This is a genomic window from Pseudomonas sp. CHM02 (genome assembly GCF_000612585.1).
Lineage (GTDB): Bacteria > Pseudomonadota > Gammaproteobacteria > Pseudomonadales > Pseudomonadaceae > Aquipseudomonas.
Window position 1 is genome coordinate 63,258 of the sequence record NZ_JFCA01000003.1, and the last position, 17,553, is coordinate 80,810.

Sequence of the window (17,553 nt, forward strand, 5' to 3'; positions counted from 1 at the left end):
ACGCTTATGTCCCAGGTTATTCGCGACAACCTCAAGCGCCTGCTGGCGCCCCGGCACCTGGCTTTCGTGGGCGGGCGCAGCATGGCGCGCGCGCTCAAGCGCTGCGCCGGTGGCGGGTTCGCCGGGCCGATGTGGCTGGTCAATCCGCAGCATGACAGCCTCGACGGTATTCCCTGCGTGCGCAGCATCGCCGACCTGCCGTGCGGCCCGGATGCGGTGTTTATCGCCACCAACCGTGAACTGACGCTTACCTGCGTGGCTGAACTCGCTGCCATCGGCACCGGTGGCGCCATCTGCTATGCCTCGGGCTTTGCCGAAACCGGCGCCAGTGGGGCGGCGCTGCAACAACAGTTGTTACACGCCGCAGGCGAGATGGCCTTGCTTGGCCCCAACTGCTACGGCCTGCTCGACTACCTGCACAGCTCGGCACTCTGGCCGGTGGCCCATGGCGGCAAGGCGGTGGAGAAGGGTGTGGCGGTGCTGACCCAGAGCGGCAACTTTGCCTACAACCTGTCGATGAGCGACCGTTCGCTGCCGGTGGCCTACATGGCCTCGGTGGGTAACCAGGCGCAATTGGGCGTTGCCGAATTGATGGATGTGCTGCTCGATGAGCCGCGCGTTACCGCGATCGGCCTGCACCTTGAAGGCTTGAAGAACGTGCCGGGGTTTGCCCGTGCAGCGCACAAGGCGCTGGAGAAAGGTATCCCGATTATCGCGCTGAAAACTGGCGTTTCGCAGATCGGTGCCGAGCTGGCCTTGAGTCACACCAGTTCGTTGTCCGGCTCCGATGCGTTGTACGACAGCTTGTTTGCGCGGCTCGGTGTGATCCGCGTCAGCGGGCCAGTGAGTTTTGTCGAAACCCTGAAAGCCGCAGCGTGCGGCAATCTTCCTGGGGGCAATAGCCTGATTGCGTTGGCCTGTTCCGGTGGCGATGCGGGGCTGATTGCCGACTATGCCGAACGCAATCATCTGGCCCTGCCCAAGCTCGATGAAGGCCAGCGCACTGAACTGGCGCAGGTGTTGCCCAGCTACGCCAACCTGGTCAACCCGCTGGATTTCACCACGGCCATCTGGGGCAACCGTGAAGCCCTCGATGCCATGCTCGACACCGCCCTGCGCACCCGTGCCGATGCGGCGATGCTGGTGCTGGATTACCCCGCCGACTTCACGGGCGAGCGCAAGGAGTGCGACCTGCTATTGGAACTGTTCTGCGACGCGCTGAGTCGCCATGGCAAGACCGGGTTTGTCACCTCGGCCTTTCCCGAGCTGCTGCCGGCCCATGCCCGTGAGCGCCTGCATGCCCACGGTATTGCAGCGTTGCAAGGCGTGGAGGACGCGCTGGCGGCGTGGGGGCGGATTGCCGACTACCAGGACAACCGTCGCGTATTGCTGGAGCGCGGCGAATCGGTCCTCGAACCCTTGTGCCCTCGGAGCCTGCCAGGCAGCGGTGAGGTCCTCGACGAATGGGCCTCCAAGCAAGCCCTGCGGGCGTTCGGCCTGACCACGCCAGCCGGAGTGCTGAGTACACCAGGAAGGGCGATCAGCGATGCAGAGCTGCTGGGTTATCCCTTGGTGCTCAAAGCGGTCAGCGCGCAATTGCCGCATAAAACCGAAGCCGGTGCCGTGGTACTGAACCTACAGAACGGCATGGCCCTGAGCACCGCACTTGAGCAGATGCGCGAGCACATCGCCGCTTATGCGCCGCACGTCGCCTTCGATCAACTGCTGCTGGAATCCATGGCGGCGCCACCGTTGGCGGAGTTGATCGTGGGCATCAAGCGCGAAAACGACTTCGGCCTGGCCTTGGTGATCGGCGCCGGCGGCATCCTGGTGGAGCTGCTCAAGGACAGCCGCAGCCTGCTGCTGCCGACCACCGACAGTGCTATCCGCAACGCCTTGCTCAGCCTGCGCAGCGCGGCATTGCTGCAAGGCTTTCGTGGTCGCGACAGGGTGGATATGGACGCACTGGTGGCAGCGATTCGTGCAGTAGCCGACTACGCCTGTGCCAACGCCGGGCAGTTGCTCGAGCTGGACGTGAACCCATTGTTGGTCAATGCCCGAGGCGCCACGGCGGTCGATGCGTTGATTCGTCTAGGAGATGAACATGCAAGATAAAACCCTGACCGGCGGCCAGGCCCTGGTGCGGTTGCTGGCCAATTACGGCGTCGACACAGTGTTTGGCATCCCCGGCGTACACACCCTGGAGCTGTACCGCGGCTTGCCTGGCAGTGGCATTCGCCATGTGCTCACGCGCCATGAGCAGGGCGCCGGTTTCATGGCCGATGGGTATGCACGGGTCAGCGGCAAGCCGGGGGTGTGCTTTGTGATCACCGGCCCCGGCGTGACCAATGCCGCAACGGCCATCGGCCAGGCCTACGCCGATTCGATCCCGCTGCTGGTGATTTCCAGTGTCAATCACACGGCAAGCCTTGGCAAAGGCTGGGGCAGCCTGCATGAAACCCAGGACCAGCGCGCGATCACCGCACCGATCACCGCGTTCTCGGCTGTAGCGCTGAGCACCGAGGATTTGCCCGAACTGGTCGCCCGTGCATACGCGGTGTTCGACAGTGAGCGACCACGCCCGGTGCATATCTCGGTGCCGCTGGACGTGTTGGCCGCAGCGATCAAGCGCGACTGGAGCAACGAAGTGGTGCGTCGCCCGGGTCGTGGCCTGCCGTCGGCGGAAGCCTTGGACGAGGCCGCGGCCAGGCTCTCGGCCGCCAAGCGGCCGATGATCATTGCCGGTGGTGGCGCGCTGGCGGCAGGCGAGGCGTTGCAGCGCTTGAGCACGCAATTGGCGGCGCCGTTCTTCACCAGCGTGGCCGGCAAGGGGTTACTCCCGATCGATGACCCGCTGAATGCCGGTTCCACCCTGTGCATCGAACCCGGCTGGCAGCTGATCGGCGAGGCGGATGTGGTGCTCGCAGTGGGCACGGAAATGGCCGACACCGACTATTGGCGCGAGCGTTTGCCCCTCGGCGGCGAGCTGTTGCGGGTGGACATCGACCCGCGCAAGTTCAATGATTTCTACCCCTGTAGCGTGGCGCTGCACGGCGATGCCCGGCAGACCGTACAGGCCTTGTCGGGACGCCTGCCGTCCAGCCCGCGCAACGCCGATGCCGCCGGCGCGAAAGTGTCGGCGTTGCTGCAGGCGGTCGAGTTGGGTCACGGCCCCTTGCAGTCGATTCACCAAGCGATTCTAGACCGCATCGAAGCCGAGCTTCCGGCCAACGCCTTTATCAGCAGTGACATGACCCAGTTGGCCTACACCGGCAACTACGCCTACCGCAGTCGTGCCCCACGCAGCTGGCTGCATCCCACCGGCTACGGCACCTTGGGCTATGGCCTGCCGGCGGGTATCGGCGCCAAGTTCGGTGCGCCGCAACGTCCCGGTTTAGTGTTGGTCGGCGATGGTGGTTTTCTCTATACCGCCCAGGAACTGGCCACCGCCGTGGAGGAACTGGACAGCCCGCTGGTGGTGCTGCTGTGGAACAACGACGCCCTCGGCCAGATTCGCGATGACATGCTCAACCTGGACATCGAACCCATCGGCGTGCTGCCACGCAACCCGAATTTCGCCCTGTTCGCCCAGGCGTTCGGCTGCACCGTGAACCAGCCCCGCAACCTGGACGAATTGCAGACGGACCTGCGCAACGCGTTCAAACGCAATGGCGTGACCTTGATCGAGCTGAAACATGCCTGTGCCTGTTGACCTTTAGAGAGACAAGACCATGAGCGAAAACAACAACAAAATGACTCAAGCGATGCACCGAAGGGACTTCCTCAAACACAGCGCCGTGGCCGGTGCGGTGGCTGCCGCGTTTTCCATGGGGCTGCCGTTGCAGGCCTTTGCCGCAGAGGTCACGCCCAAACCTGGCGGCGTACTGCGCCTGGGCCTGGCCGGTGGCAGCACCACCGATTCGCGTGACCCCGGCTCCTGGGTCGATACGTTCACCTTTGTCGGCTTTTCGGCGGTGTACAACACCCTCACGGAAATCGCGGTGGACGGCAGTGCGATTCCCGAATTGGCCGAACGGTTTGAATCCACGCCCGATGCGCGGGTGTGGACCTTCCACTTGCGCCCCGGCGTGACCTTTCACAATGGCAAGAGCCTGACCGCCGAAGACGTGGTGGCCTCGATCAATCATCACCTGGACGCCAAGTCCACCTCGGCCGCCAAGACCGTGCTCGGCGATGTCGCCAGCGTCACGGCCAAAGGCACGGACGCGGTGGTGTTCGAGCTGCACTCGGGCAATGCCGATTTCGCCTATGTGGTCGCCGATTACCACTTGGTGATCATGCCGGCCAAGGACGGCAGCGCCGACTGGCAAGCCGGCGTAGGCACGAGCGGCTATCGCCTGAAAAGCTTCGAGCCCGGTGTGCGCATGGACCTGGAGCGCAACCCCGACTACTGGAAACCCGGCCGTGCGCATTTCACCAGCGCCGAGCTGCTGGCCATTGCCGACGGCGCCGCGCGGGTCAACGCGCTGGTCACCGGGCAGGTGGATGTGATCAACAAGGTCGATCTGAAAACCGTGGCGCTGCTCAAGCGCAACCCCGGCTTGGTCATCGAAGAAACCAAGGGCGCCCAGCACTACACCTTCCCGATGCTGTGCGACAGCAACGCGTTCAAGAACAACGACATCCGCATGGCGATGAAGCACGCGATCAACCGTGAGACGCTTCTGGCCTCGGTGCTGCATGGCTACGGCCTGGTGGGCAACGACCATCCGATCCAGCCCGGCAGCCGCTTTATCAATAGCGCCCTGGAGCAACGTGCCTACGACCCGGACAAGTCACGCTTCTACCTGCGCCAGGCTGGTGTGGAGTCGCTCAAGGTGCGCCTGCAAGCCTCCGACGCCGCCTACACCGGCGCGGTGGATGCCTCGGTGCTGTTCAAGGAGCAGGCGCGCCAGGCCGGTATCGACATCGATGTGGTGCGCGAACCGGCCGACGGTTACTTCTCCAATGTGTGGATGAAGCAGCCATTCACCACCTCGTTCTGGTACAGCAGCCTGACCGCCGACCGCATGTTCAGCATCGGCTATGCCAAGGGCGCGGCCTGGAATGAAACCCACTGGGACAACCCGCGCTTCAACCAATTGCTCAACGCCGCCCGTGGCGAGATGAACGCGCCGCTGCGCCAGGAGATGTACAACGAAATGCAGGCGCTGTGCCGGGACGACGGCGGGGCGATTGTGCCGCTGTTTGCCAGCTCGGTGGCGGCGCGTTCGAACCGCGTGGCCCATGGCGCGCAGACCGCACCTTACGGCGAGTTGGACGGGTTGCGGTTGATCGAACGGTGGTGGCAGGCCTGACCCTTGAGCCGGCTTGCCGGCGATGGCGGACCGGAGGTTGGCGGTGATGCCGCTGGCCTCATCGCTGGCAAGCCAGCTCCTGCATTAGGGCGGTGATGTCTTTGAACGCGTGCCCAGTCAAGGAATCGCACGATGAATAGCTTGTTGAAACTGGTCCTGCAACGCTTGGCCCTGGGTGTGCTGTCGTTGTTCGCTGTGTCGGTGATCATCTTCCTCGCCGTGGGCATGTTGCCGGGGGATATTGCCCAGGCCATGCTCGGCCAGTCCGCCACCCCGGAAACCGTGGCGGCGTTCCGGGCACAGCTTGGCCTTGATTTGCCGCCGTTTACGCGCTTCGCGCAATGGCTGCTGCGGCTTCTGCACGGTGACCTGGGCGCCTCGCTGGCCAACCAGCGACCCATTGCCGAACTGATCGGGGCGCGGCTGGGCAACACCCTGAGCCTGGCCGCACTGGCAGCGCTGGTCTCGGTGCCTACGGCGCTGGTGCTGGGCATGCTGGCGGCGCTGTATCGCAACAGCTGGTTCGATCGCCTGCTCAATACCTCGGCGTTGAGCGCGGTGTCGTTCCCTGAGTTCTTCGTGGCCTACCTGCTGATCCTGGTGTTCTCGGTGAAACTCGGCTGGTTCCCGAGCCTGTCGAACCTGGCGCCGGATGCCACGTTCGGCACGATCCTGGAGCGCTCGGTATTGCCAGTCGCCACCCTGAGCCTGGTGGTGATCGCGCAGATGATGCGCATGACCCGCGCGTCGCTGATCAACCTGCTGGCCAGCCCGTATATCGAAATGGCCCGCCTCAAGGGCATCAGCCAATCGCGGATCATCTGGCGGCATGCACTGCCCAACGCACTGGCCCCCATCGTCAACGTGGTTGCGCTGAACCTGGCCTACCTGGTGGTGGGCGTGGTGGTAGTCGAGGTGGTGTTTGTCTATCCCGGTCTCGGCCAGTTGCTGGTGGATTCGGTGTCCAAGCGCGACATCCCGGTGGTGCAGGCCTGCAGCCTGGTCTTTGCCGCCACCTACATCCTGCTCAATACCGGGGCTGACGTGTTGTCCATCGCCAGCAACCCACGCCTGATGCATTCGAAGGGGTAGCCCATGAACCTGTTGAGTCAATTGGCCCGGGCGCCGTTGAGCGCCAAGTTCGGCCTGCTGGTCATTGTGTTGTACGTCGTGGTTGCGCTGTTCGCGCCGCTGCTGGCGCCTTATGGCGAAACCCAGGTGGTGGGCGAGGGCTTTGCGCCCTGGAGCGGCCAGTTCCTGCTGGGCACCGATAACCTGGGGCGCGACATGTTCAGCCGCCTGGTGTACGGCGCGCGCAACACCTTGGGCATCGCGTTCCTGACCACCACCCTGGCGTTTCTGCTCGGAGGCTTGAGCGGCCTGGTGGCGGCGATCAAGGGGGGCTGGATCGACCAGGGATTGTCGCGGGTGGTGGATATCCTCATGGCCATTCCGCAGCTGATCTTTGCCTTGCTGATTCTGAGCGTGGTAGGCACCAATGCCACGTCGCTGGTGCTGGTGATTGCGCTGCTGGATTCGACGCGGGTGTTTCGTCTGTCCCGTGCCGTGGCGATGACCGTGGTGGTGCAGGACTTTGTCGAAGCCGCACGCCTGCGCGGTGAAGGCTTGTGGTGGCTGGTCAGCCGCGAAGTATTGCCCAACGCCGCCGCGCCACTGATTGCCGAATTCGGCCTGCGTTTCTGCTTTGTGTTCCTGTTTATCAGCGCGCTGTCGTTCCTCGGCCTGGGCATTCAGCCACCCACCGCTGACTGGGGCAGCATGGTGCGCGACAACGCGGTGCTGATCACCTTCGGCGACATCAGCCCGCTGCTGCCGGCCCTGGCGGTGGCGCTGATCACCGTCAGCGTGAATTTTGTCGTCGACTGGATGCTGCACAAATCCAGCGGCCTGAAGGAGTGTTGAGGATGGACAAGCCACTGCTGGAAATCCGCAACCTGCAGATCGAAGGGCATTACGAAGACGCCTGGCACCCGCTGATCAAGGGCATCGACCTGACATTGCAGCGCGGTGAAGTACTGGGGCTGATTGGCGAGTCGGGGGCGGGTAAATCCACGCTTGGTCTGGCGGCGATGGGCTATGCGCGGGACGGTTGCCGCATCGTGGGTGGCTCGGTGTGTTTCGACGGCATCCCGTTGCTGCAGGCCAGGCCCGAGGCGCTGCGCAAGTTGCGTGGCCTGCGTATTGCGTATGTGGCGCAAAGTGCGGCGGCGTCGTTCAACCCGGCGCATCGCCTGATCGACCAGCATGTGGAAACGGCGGTGATCAATGGCGGCGTCGACCGCGCCCAGGCCGAGCGCGAAGCGGTGGAACTGTACCGCGTGCTGCGCCTGCCCAATCCGGAAACGATCGGCCAGCGTTATCCCCATCAAGTCTCCGGCGGGCAGTTGCAGCGGGTGATGACGGCGATGGCCATGGCTTGCCACCCGGACCTGATTATCTTCGACGAGCCCACCACGGCCCTCGACGTCACCACTCAGATCGAAGTGCTGGCGGCCATTCGCGATGCGGTGAAAACCTTCGGCAGCGCCGCGTTGTACATCAGCCATGATCTGGCGGTGGTTGCGCAGATGGCCGATCGCATCATGGTGCTGCGCCACGGCAAGCTGGTGGAAGAGGCGGACACCCGCAGCATGCTCAGCCAGCCGCAGCAGGACTACACCAAATCCCTGTGGGCAGTGCGCAGCTTTCGCACCGAGCCCAAGGCGTGTCCCGTGCAGGAAGTGCCGCTGTTGGATGTGCGGCAGGTAAGCGCCAGTTACGGCCATCAACCGGTGCTGCATGAGGTATCGATGAAGCTCTATCGTGGTCAGACCCTGGCGGTGATCGGCGAGTCTGGCAGCGGCAAAAGCTCCACGGCACGCTTGATCACCGGGCTGCTGCCGTCGACCGCGGGCCAGGTGCTGTATGACGGCGAGGCGTTGCCGGTGGATTTTCGGCGGCGCAGCAAGGAGCAGCTGCGGCGTATCCAGATGATCTACCAGATCCCGGACACCGCGCTGAACCCACGCCAGCGCATCGTCGATATCATCGGCCGGCCGCTGACGTTCTATCTGGGCCTCAAGGGCAAGGCGCTGCGCGCGCGGGTGGCCGAGTTGCTGGAGATGATCGAGCTGGACCCGGCGGTATTCATGGCGCGCCAGCCGCGCGAGCTGTCCGGCGGCCAGAAACAGCGGGTGTGCATCGCCCGCGCGCTGGCAGCCGACCCCCAACTGATCATCTGCGATGAAGTCACCTCGGCCCTCGATCAACTGGTGGCCGAAGGGGTACTGAAACTGCTGAACCGCATCCAGCAGCAACTGGGCGTGGCCTACTTGTTTATCACCCATGACGTGGCCACCGTGCGCGCGATTGCCGACGAGGTGGTGGTGATGCAGCGGGGCAGGGTGGTGGACCAGGGCAGCCGCAGTGCGATTTTCACTCCGCCGTACCAGGACTACACCGGCTTGCTGTTTTCATCAGAGCCGGAAATGGACCCTGACTGGCTCGATCACTTGCTGGCCCAACGGGCGGCACACACCGTTTGAGGAGTTTGTATGAAGGTTTTGATTGTTCACGCGCACCCTGAGCCGCAGTCATTCACCGCAGCCTTGCGCGATCAGGCGGTTGCCACGCTGGAGGGCCAGGGACATGAGGTCAAGGTCAGTGATTTATATGCCATGCAGTGGAACCCGGTGGCGTCGGCGGCGGACTTTTCGTCGCGGGAAAATCCCGATTACCTGGTGTATGCCCTGGAGCAGCGCCTGGGGGTGAAGAAGCAGTCAATCGCGGCGGATATCCAGGGTGAGTTGGACAAGCTGTTGTGGGCTGATCTGTTGATCCTCAACTTTCCGGTCTTCTGGTTCTCGGCGCCGGCGATGCTCAAGGGCTGGATCGACCGGGTGCTGGTGTCGGGCGTTTGTTACGGCGGCAAGCGCTTCTACGATCAAGGCGGGCTGGCGGGCAAGCGGGCGATGGTCACGGTGACCCTGGGCGGGCGCGAGCACATGTTCGGTGAAGGCGCGATCCACGGGCCATTGGAGGATATGTTGCGGCCGATCCTGCGCGGTACGCTGGCGTATGTGGGCTATGACGTGCTGGCGCCGTTCGTGGCGTGGCATGTGCCGTATATCAGTGCTCAAGCGCGACAGGATTTCCTGGTGGGGTATGCGCAGCGGTTGCAAGGGCTGGCGGATGAACAGCCCTTGGTATTCCCGAAACTTGAGCAGTTTGATGAGGCGCTGTATCCCCTGTCGTGAGCCAAACACTGATCAAATGTGGGAGCTGGCGTGCCTGCGATAACGGTACATCAGCTACAGATTTATAGCCTGACACTCCGCCATCGCAGGCACGCCAGCTCCCACATTTCGATCTCGACCAATCAGTTGGTTTTGTGTTGTTGGCGCAAACGCTCGGCCGCACTGCGCAGCAGCTGTTCAGTGCCGTTCCAGCCCAGGCAGCCATCGGTCACTGATACGCCGTATTTCATCGACGGGCTCAGCGGCTGGCAGCCTTCGAACAGATGGCTTTCAAGCATCATGCCGATCAGCGAGGTGTCGCCCTGCAGGCGCTGTTCCAGTACCTCGTTGAACACTGCCGGTTGACGCAACGGATCCTTGCCGCTGTTGGCATGGCTGCAGTCGACCATGATCCGCGCCGCCACCTTGGACTTGGCCAAGTCGTGTCTTACCTGTGCCACGCTTTGCGCATCGTAGTTCGGTCCACGGTGACCGCCGCGCAGCACCAGGTGGGTGTCGGGGTTGCCCGGGGTCTGGATGACCGCCGGATGGCCCTGGCTGTCGACGCCGAAGTGGCGGTGCGGGTGGGCGGCCGAGCGCATTGCATCGCAGGCAATCGCCACGCCGCCGTCGGTGCCGTTCTTGAAGCCCACGGGCATGCCCAGGCCGCTGGCCATTTCGCGGTGGATCTGCGATTCGGTGGTACGCGCCCCAATCGCAACCCAGCTGAGCAGGTCATCGAAGTAGCCGGCGGCCATGGGTTGCAGCAACTCAGTGGCGACCGGCAGACCCAGGCGCAGCATTTCGCGCATCAGTTCGCGGGACAGCGTGAGGCCGGCGGCCATGTCATCGCTGCCGTCCAGGTGCGGGTCATAGGCCAGGCCTTTCCAGCCGATGGTGGTGCGGGGTTTTTCGACGTAGGCGCGAATCACCAGCAACATCTGGTCGCTGACTTCCAGCGCGAGCTTCTTCAGGTTGCGTGCGTACTCCATGGCCGATTCCGGATCGTGGATCGAGCACGGGCCGACGATCACCAGTAAACGAGAGTCTTCGCCATTGAGGATGGCGCGCACGGCTTGGCGATGGGCATGCACCTGTTCATTGAGGAACGGGCTGAGGGGCAACTGGTGCTTGAGCTCCAGAGAGCTAGGCAGGCGCTGGGTCAGGGCTTCATTGGCGCTGATCAGAGCAGAGACGGGCAAAGCGGCGGTGGCAGAGTTCATATTCAAGGCTTCCTGGGCAAGCGGCGGGCAGTTCCCGCACGCTCGGCCCTACTGGGGTGTTCGACAATTGGCCGTGCTGGCTACGTGTGTTGGCTTGCCACCAATAGGTGACCGATCGGAGGCGGCAGGCTGTCCCGAGCGGAGCTGGCTAAATCGCCATGCGGTGGAAGTGTCGTAGCGGTAATAGGTGGCGTAGTTCATGTCGTGATTCCTTTTTAGTATTCGGTGTGAAGCGAAATGATTAAGGGCTGAAAAAACAAAACCCCCGGTCGGGGAGCCGACCGGGGGTTAGATTTCTCTGGTAGGCGACCCCTTGAGCAGTGGGCGCCGATTTCAGGTATCAGGCGCGCCAGTGGCTAAACCAATACCCAAAATAAAAGCTTACAGCTGCGCTCGAACCGTTCACGCGGGTAGCCGATACCGAGCGCGGGGCGCTGGCAGCAGGGCAAACCTGAGTGTGGGTGAGTTGCAACATGGTATGTCTCCAAATGATGGGGGGAGCTTACTAGAGGCGTATGGGAGGATTCAATCAGTAATTTCTATCGCGTACCGCTACCAACCACTATGGGCCGAGATATGCTTGTCACTACTCGATGATGATTGCTTGGACGCGACCATGACTGCCCTGACCCTTGCCGCTGCTCAAACCCTTTCCCTCGCGGGCGACCTGCCGGCCAATATCGAACGGCACCTGTCGTTCATGCGCGTGGCTGCCGAGCACCGCGTGCAAGTGCTGGTGTTTCCGGAACTGTCGTTGACCGGGTATGAGCCGTCATTGGCAGGCGGGTTGGCGATTGCGCCCGATGACAGCGTGCTGGCACCGCTGCGTGACATGGCGCGGGAGTTGCGGCTGACGGCGGTGGTGGGGATGCCGATCCGCCTGGCGCCCGAGGCCGGTGTGTCGATCGGTGCGCTGGTGTTGGGCGCGGATGGCTCCCTGGCGGTCTACACCAAACAGCATTTGCACCCTGGCGAAGAGTTGGCGTTTGTTCCGGGGCAGGGCGGGGCGGCCCTCGAGCGGGGAAGCGAGCGGATCGCGCTGGCGGTATGCGCGGACTTTTCCCACGCCAGCCATCCGCGTCTGGCGGCTGAGGCCGGTGCCACGGTTTACGCCGCCGGGGTGTTGATCAGCGAAGGCGGCTACGCTACAGACAGCGCGTTGCTCCAGGGCTATGCCGCCGAGCATGGCCTGCTGGTGTTGATGGCCAACCATGGTGGCCCATCGGGTGGCTATGTGTGCGCCGGTCGCAGCGCGATCTGGGCGGCTGATGGCCGTTTACTGGTCGCTGCTTCCGGTGTTGGCGATGCGCTGGTGATTGCCCGTCGCGAGGGCGGGGAGTGGGCTGGCCAAGTGGTGGTGGTCTAATGGCGTTCCATCTGCGCGAGGCGACAGACCAGGACCTGCCGTTCGCCCGAACGTTGACCTTCGAGGCCATGAGCCGCTACTACCTGCAATACGGACTGGTCTGGTCCAACGATGGCTTCGACGTCGCCTGGGCTGGCCGCGAAAACTGGCTGATCTGTGGCGATGACACGGTGATGGGCTTTATCAGCTTGAGCCGCGACAGCCGAGCGCTCTATATCCGCGAGTTGCATATGATCGAGGCATCTCGCGGGCTGGGCGCGGGCAGTTGGGTATTGGAACAGATGGCTCTCAAGGCCCGGGCCCTGGGCTTGTTACGCTTGACCGTGTTCAAGACCAATCCGGCGAGGAGGCTCTATCAGCGCCGCGGGTTTGGCATTGTCGGTGAAGAGAACTGCTTCTGGTGCATGGAGCGTGTCTGCCTTACAAGCTAGACCCTGCACCTGATGCTAATAAGCGCATACTGGCTTCAGGAAATGACTTCCTGAGCGTTGCGTTGGCTATCGGCCTCAGCAAGGATAATCCCTTCTTTCATGCCCAACAGGACCGCTACCTTATGGGCTTCTCCACGCCGTCCCTTTTTGCGCCCAGCGAGCACTTGGTAGGTGGTTGCCGGATCAACGCCATGTTCACGGGCGAACGCTTGAACTGACTTCCCTTGGTGTTCCAGCCAGGCCTTGGCTTGTGCAGCAGTACGGATTCCGGGCATAGTTCAAAACCGTTCAAGTTCGTTTAGCAATGAGATGAGTGTGTCACCTCTTGGGGTGTGCCAAATAGGATCATACATCCAAATGAGTGGAATCGGTTCGCGTTTGAGGCAAGAAAGAGAGCGGCTTGGCTTGTCGCAGAAAGTTTTTGGTGAAATAGGAGGCGTCGAAGCCAACGCGCAAGGAAAATACGAAAGCGGAGGGCGGGCGCCCAAAGCGGACTACTTGTCGCGCGTCGCCGAGAGAGGAGTGGATGTGTTGTACGTGCTGACCGGCGTAACCACGCCGATTCAACTGGAAAACCTCAGCCAGATTGAAGAAAAAGTACTGGGTGATTACCGTGCAATGTTCAAGGAAGACCAGGCGGCGATCCGCCGCTTGACCTCAACCCTGGCCGAGCACTCCGCTGCGCAGAACGGAAAACCCAGGTCGCACCCCCAGGATTCCTGACCCGTCGCCCAACAAATAGCGCCGTTCACCGTTCGGTGGACGGCTACTGTGCGTTCAAACTCTATATATATGACGCTTGCAGCTAGGTCTGCGCCGTGGTTTTTTGCTAAGGTGTTCAGCAACCTATAAGACCATATCGCGAGGTGTCTGCTTGATTAGGGGGCTAGTAGTCGATGACCATGATCTCGTTCGTACAGGCATTACACGAATGCTGGCTGACATCGATGGCCTGCAAGTAGTCGGCCAGGCCGAGTCGGGAGAAGAGTCCCTGATCAAGGCCCGGGAGTTGAAACCCGATGTGGTCCTGATGGACGTCAAGATGCCCGGTATCGGCGGTCTTGGTGCCACGACCAAGCTGTTGCGCAGCCATCCGGACATCAAGGTCGTGGTGGTGACTGTGTGTGAAGAAGACCCGTTCCCGACACGCCTGTTGCAAGCGGGTGCGGCCGGTTACCTGACCAAGGGTGCAGGCCTGGCCGAGATGGTGCAAGCCATTCGCCTGGTGTTTGCCGGCCAGCGCTACATCAGCCCGCAGATCGCCCAGCAACTGGCCATCAAATCCTTCCAGCCCACCAGCGACTCGCCATTCGATGCGCTGTCGGAGCGGGAAATCCAGATCGCCCTGATGATCGTCGGTTGCCAGAAGGTGCAGACGATCTCCGACAAGCTGTGCCTGTCGCCCAAGACCGTCAACACCTACCGCTATCGCATTTTCGAGAAGCTCGCCATCAGCAGTGATGTTGAATTGACCCTGCTCGCAGTGCGCCACGGCATGGTGGACGCCAGCGCCTGACATGACCACACCGTTTGATCCAAGTGCCTTCCTCTCGACCTGCAGTGGCCGCCCCGGCGTGTACCGCATGTTCGACAGCGAGGCGCGCCTGCTTTATGTCGGCAAAGCCAAGAACCTCAAGAACCGTCTGGCGAGCTACTTTCGCAAGAGCGGTCTCGCGCCCAAGACCGCCGCGCTGGTGGGGCGTATCGCCCAGGTCGAAACCACCATCACCGCCAATGAGACCGAAGCGCTGCTGCTCGAGCAGACGCTGATCAAGGAATGGCGGCCGCCCTACAACATCCTGCTGCGCGATGATAAATCCTACCCCTACGTGTTCTTGTCCGACGGCAACTTCCCACGCCTGAGCATTCACCGCGGCGCGAAGAAGCAGAAGGGCAAGTACTTCGGGCCCTATCCCAGCGCCGGCGCGATCCGCGAAAGCCTGAGCCTGCTGCAGAAGACCTTTTTTGTGCGTCAGTGCGAAGACAGCTTCTACAAGAACCGCACGCGGCCGTGCCTGCAATACCAGATCAAGCGCTGCAAGGCGCCTTGCGTCGGCCTGGTGGACCCGGCCGAGTACGCCGAGGATGTGCGCCATTCGGTGATGTTCCTCGAAGGGCGCAGCAACGCCCTCACCGACGAACTCTCCGGCGCCATGGAGCAGGCCGCCAGCACCCTGGACTTCGAACGTGCCGCCGAACTGCGCGACCAGATCTCCCTGCTGCGCCGCGTGCAGGATCAGCAGAGCATGGAAGGTGGCACCGGCGACGTGGACGTCATCGCGGCCTTCGTCAACCCGGGCGGCGCCTGTGTGCACCTGATCAGCGTGCGGGGAGGGCGGGTATTGGGCAGCAAGAACTTCTTCCCACAGACCGGTATCGACGAGGAAGTGGCCGAAGTCATGGCGGCCTTCCTCGGCCAGTATTACGTCAGCAGCCCCGAGCGCGACCTGCCGTCGGAGCTGATCGTCAACGTGGTGCATGAAGACTTCCCCACGCTGATCGAGGCGATCCACGAACTGCGCGGCCGCGAGCTGGACATCAGCCACCGCGTGCGCGGCACCCGCGCGCGCTGGCAGCAACTGGCCGTGACCAACGCCGAACAGGCCCTGAGCGCACGCCTGGCGAATCGACAGCACGTCGCCGCACGTTTCGACGCCCTGGCCGAAGTGCTCAACCTGGATGAACCGCCGCAGCGCCTTGAGTGCTACGACATCAGCCACTCCAGCGGCGAGGCCACCGTGGCGTCCTGCGTGGTCTTCGGGCCGGAAGGGCCGATCAAATCCGACTACCGGCGCTATAACATCGAAGGCGTCACCGCCGGCGATGACTATGCGGCCATGCACCAGGCCCTGACGCGGCGTTTCAGCAAGTTGAAGGATGGCGAGGGCAAGCTGCCGGATATCCTGTTGGTGGACGGCGGCAAGGGCCAACTGTCCATGGCCCGCGACGTGCTCAACGAACTGGCGGTGCCCGACCTGATCCTGCTCGGCGTGGCCAAGGGCGCCACGCGCAAGGCCGGGTTCGAGACGTTGTACTTGAATGATGCCGCCCATGAGTTCACCTTGAAGGGCGACTCGCCGGCGCTGCACCTGATCCAGCAGATCCGCGACGAAGCCCACCGTTTCGCCATTACCGGCCACCGCGCCCGGCGTGGCAAAACCCGGCGAACCTCAACCCTGGAAGGGGTCGCGGGGGTCGGGCCGACACGGCGTCGTGACTTGCTTAAACATTTTGGTGGCTTGCAGGAGCTGTCCCGTGCCAGCATTGACGAAATAGCCAAAGCACCCGGTATCAGTAAAAAGCTCGCTGAGTTGATTTATGCGAATCTGCATAGCGAATAGAATGCCTTTCCACCTCGTAGCCAGTTGTGCCGATGAATATCCCTAATCTGATCACCGTTCTACGCGTCCTGCTTATCCCGATTTTCATTCTGTTGTTCTATTTGCCGTACGAATGGAGCTACGCGGCCTCCAGTTCCGTGTTCGCCTTCGCGGCCGCCACTGACTGGCTCGACGGCTACCTGGCCCGCCGCCTGGAGCAGAGCACGCCGTTCGGCGCGTTCCTGGACCCGGTGGCCGACAAGCTCATGGTGGCCGTCGCCCTGGTCCTGCTGGTGCAGGAACACGGCAACCTGTGGCTGACCCTGCCGGCCGCCGTGATCATCGGCCGCGAGATCGTCGTCTCGGCCCTGCGCGAATGGATGGCGGAAATCGGCGCCCGTGCCCACGTCGCCGTCTCGAACATGGGCAAATGGAAAACCGCAGCGCAGATGCTCGCGTTGGTCATCCTGCTGGCCAACCCGTCGGACTTCTCGTTCTGGGTCCTGCTGGGCTACGCCTTGCTGCTGATCGCCGCCGGCCTGACCTTGTGGTCCATGCTCCAGTATCTGCGCGCTGCCTGGCCGCATCTGCGCACCACCGTTGAAAAGAAATAAAACTTTTTTGAATCAAGGGGTTGACGGGTTCTGATAATTCTATAGAATGCGCATCACCAAGACGCGGGAATAGCTCAGTTGGTAGAGCACGACCTTGCCAAGGTCGGGGTCGCGAGTTCGAGTCTCGTTTCCCGCTCCAAACACAAAGAAAAAGCCACTCAATAGAGTGGCTTTTTTTTGCCTGGGATTTGGCAGTCCGGATCGCATCGCTCGCAGAAGGCGTCAGTCATCCACGGTAAAAGTCACCCAACCAGGGCCCTCGGCCGATTTTTCAATTTCGGCAATCACTCCACCGACTTATGAGCCGTCCGGCAGGTTAACCATGACAAAGTTGGGGTGGGCGGGCCATTGAAGTGGCATGTCGAAATTCAAACGCGCGATCGTCGGTTTGCCGCTGCTGGTCAGTTGAATATTTACCGACTCGTTAAGGTGTTCATCCGAATGTGTTCCCATATGACGAGATGCAGCGATGACGCTGGCAATAACCTGATAATCGTAAGACATGACGGCTGACGGGGCGAATGATTCAGAATTTTTGAGAGGTTCTGAAACTTACCGCTCGTCAGACCTGAAGCGGATTTCTTGAACAGACGACTGGTTCTCTGGGCCAGATTGAATATGCGCTGACGAAAACTCCCTTTCGTCTTGCCTCTGGGAGAACGCAATGAAAGCCATCGTTTACAACGACCCTCCTGACCGCCCCGCTTCGCGACAATAGGATTGAAAGGGCGTGATGACCGACTTGAGGTCTCGCGCCTGTGATAACTCACTGGTAAGCAGGTGAACGATCGTGAAAAGGTTATATGCGTGCTCAAGTCATGCAAAGCGGCGCATGCTGGAAACGTGCGACCACACTAACCAGGCAGCCCTCGATAATCACGTATGGTTATCTCGTTCGAAAGCCTGCGTAAAAATTCCGCCTCGCTTTGCAGCAGTGTGACCATATTCAGGACATTACTGGCTTCGGCAACTGTCAGCTTGCGCAACAGACTGAGTAAGTCAGTCGCGCAGGCCTCGTTAATCGATGCTGACTCGATTAGTCTTAG

At 62.0% G+C, this 17,553-nt stretch carries 15 protein-coding genes, 1 tRNA gene and 1 pseudogene; 14 read left to right on the forward strand and 3 right to left on the reverse strand.

Annotation, left to right across the window (positions count from 1 at the left end; all coding sequences use genetic code 11):
• Positions 1 to 6: 6 nt before the first annotated feature.
• The 7 genes from BM70_RS0102430 (at position 7) to BM70_RS0102460 (ending at position 9,574) form a co-directional block, all read left to right on the forward strand.
• On the forward strand, positions 7 to 2,115 hold the full coding sequence (locus tag BM70_RS0102430; RefSeq protein ID WP_025854519.1) for an acetate--CoA ligase family protein: 2,109 nt from the start codon (positions 7 to 9) through the stop codon (positions 2,113 to 2,115).
• Positions 2,105 to 3,712 carry a 5-guanidino-2-oxopentanoate decarboxylase gene (locus BM70_RS0102435; RefSeq protein WP_025854520.1) on the forward strand — a complete coding sequence of 536 codons (1,608 nt, stop codon included), beginning with the start codon at positions 2,105 to 2,107 and terminating at the stop codon, positions 3,710 to 3,712. Before BM70_RS0102430 ends, BM70_RS0102435 begins: the two co-directional genes overlap by 11 nt.
• 19 nt (positions 3,713 to 3,731) lie before the next feature.
• Positions 3,732 to 5,318, forward strand: a complete 1,587-nt coding sequence (locus BM70_RS0102440; RefSeq protein WP_025854521.1) for an ABC transporter substrate-binding protein — start codon at positions 3,732 to 3,734, stop codon at positions 5,316 to 5,318.
• 132 nt (positions 5,319 to 5,450) lie between these two features.
• Entirely contained in the window at positions 5,451 to 6,410 is a 960-nt protein-coding gene (locus BM70_RS0102445) for an ABC transporter permease (RefSeq protein WP_025854522.1), read from the forward strand.
• A 3-nt stretch (positions 6,411 to 6,413) separates the two neighbouring features.
• The gene (locus BM70_RS0102450) at positions 6,414 to 7,241 is read left to right on the forward strand and encodes an ABC transporter permease (protein WP_025854523.1); all 828 of its coding nucleotides are present in this window, start codon (positions 6,414 to 6,416) and stop codon (positions 7,239 to 7,241) included.
• 2 nt (positions 7,242 to 7,243) lie between these two features.
• Positions 7,244 to 8,863, forward strand: coding sequence for an ABC transporter ATP-binding protein (locus BM70_RS0102455; RefSeq protein WP_025854524.1), 1,620 nt, complete (start codon positions 7,244 to 7,246; stop codon positions 8,861 to 8,863).
• A 9-nt stretch (positions 8,864 to 8,872) separates the two neighbouring features.
• Complete coding sequence (locus BM70_RS0102460) at positions 8,873 to 9,574, forward strand: NAD(P)H-dependent oxidoreductase (protein ID WP_025854525.1); 702 nt, start codon at positions 8,873 to 8,875, stop codon at positions 9,572 to 9,574.
• 122 nt (positions 9,575 to 9,696) lie between these two features.
• Here BM70_RS0102460 and BM70_RS0102465 read toward each other — a convergent pair whose 3' ends face one another.
• Positions 9,697 to 10,776: a 3-deoxy-7-phosphoheptulonate synthase gene (locus BM70_RS0102465; protein WP_025854526.1), complete on the reverse strand. Its 1,080-nt coding sequence runs from the start codon at positions 10,774 to 10,776 to the stop codon at positions 9,697 to 9,699.
• A gap of 616 nt (positions 10,777 to 11,392) precedes the next feature.
• On the opposite strand from BM70_RS0102465, the gene BM70_RS0102470 reads away from it, so the two are divergent.
• Entirely contained in the window at positions 11,393 to 12,142 is a 750-nt protein-coding gene (locus BM70_RS0102470; RefSeq protein ID WP_025854527.1) for a carbon-nitrogen hydrolase family protein, read from the forward strand.
• Complete coding sequence (locus BM70_RS0102475) at positions 12,142 to 12,573, forward strand: GNAT family N-acetyltransferase (protein ID WP_025854528.1); 432 nt, start codon at positions 12,142 to 12,144, stop codon at positions 12,571 to 12,573. The genes BM70_RS0102470 and BM70_RS0102475 overlap by 1 nt, the downstream gene beginning before the upstream one ends.
• A 35-nt stretch (positions 12,574 to 12,608) precedes the next feature.
• On the opposite strand, the gene BM70_RS0102480 is transcribed toward BM70_RS0102475, so the two are convergent.
• On the reverse strand, positions 12,609 to 12,848 hold the full coding sequence (locus tag BM70_RS0102480) for a DNA-binding protein (RefSeq protein ID WP_025854529.1): 240 nt from the start codon (positions 12,846 to 12,848) through the stop codon (positions 12,609 to 12,611).
• An 82-nt stretch (positions 12,849 to 12,930) separates the two neighbouring features.
• Between BM70_RS0102480 and BM70_RS0102485 the strand changes: the two genes are divergently transcribed.
• The 5 genes from BM70_RS0102485 to BM70_RS0102505 all read left to right on the forward strand — a co-directional run bounded on the left by BM70_RS0102485 (position 12,931) and on the right by BM70_RS0102505 (position 16,646).
• Positions 12,931 to 13,296, forward strand: coding sequence for a helix-turn-helix domain-containing protein (locus tag BM70_RS0102485; RefSeq protein ID WP_025854530.1), 366 nt, complete (start codon positions 12,931 to 12,933; stop codon positions 13,294 to 13,296).
• Between the two features lie 151 nt (positions 13,297 to 13,447).
• On the forward strand, positions 13,448 to 14,089 hold the full coding sequence (gene uvrY / locus BM70_RS0102490; RefSeq protein ID WP_025854531.1) for a UvrY/SirA/GacA family response regulator transcription factor: 642 nt from the start codon (positions 13,448 to 13,450) through the stop codon (positions 14,087 to 14,089).
• Between the two features lies 1 nt (position 14,090).
• A complete protein-coding gene (gene uvrC / locus BM70_RS0102495; protein ID WP_025854532.1) occupies positions 14,091 to 15,914 on the forward strand; it encodes an excinuclease ABC subunit UvrC in 1,824 nt (607 codons plus the stop codon).
• Between the two features lie 32 nt (positions 15,915 to 15,946).
• Positions 15,947 to 16,507: a CDP-diacylglycerol--glycerol-3-phosphate 3-phosphatidyltransferase gene (gene pgsA / locus BM70_RS0102500; protein WP_016968866.1), complete on the forward strand. Its 561-nt coding sequence runs from the start codon at positions 15,947 to 15,949 to the stop codon at positions 16,505 to 16,507.
• A 63-nt stretch (positions 16,508 to 16,570) separates the two neighbouring features.
• Positions 16,571 to 16,646 (forward strand) — tRNA-Gly (locus BM70_RS0102505).
• Positions 16,647 to 16,729: 83 nt separating this feature from the next.
• On the opposite strand, the pseudogene BM70_RS32090 reads toward BM70_RS0102505, so the two are convergent.
• A pseudogene (locus BM70_RS32090) lies at positions 16,730 to 17,011 on the reverse strand (hypothetical protein).
• Between the last annotated feature and the right edge of the window lie 542 nt (positions 17,012 to 17,553).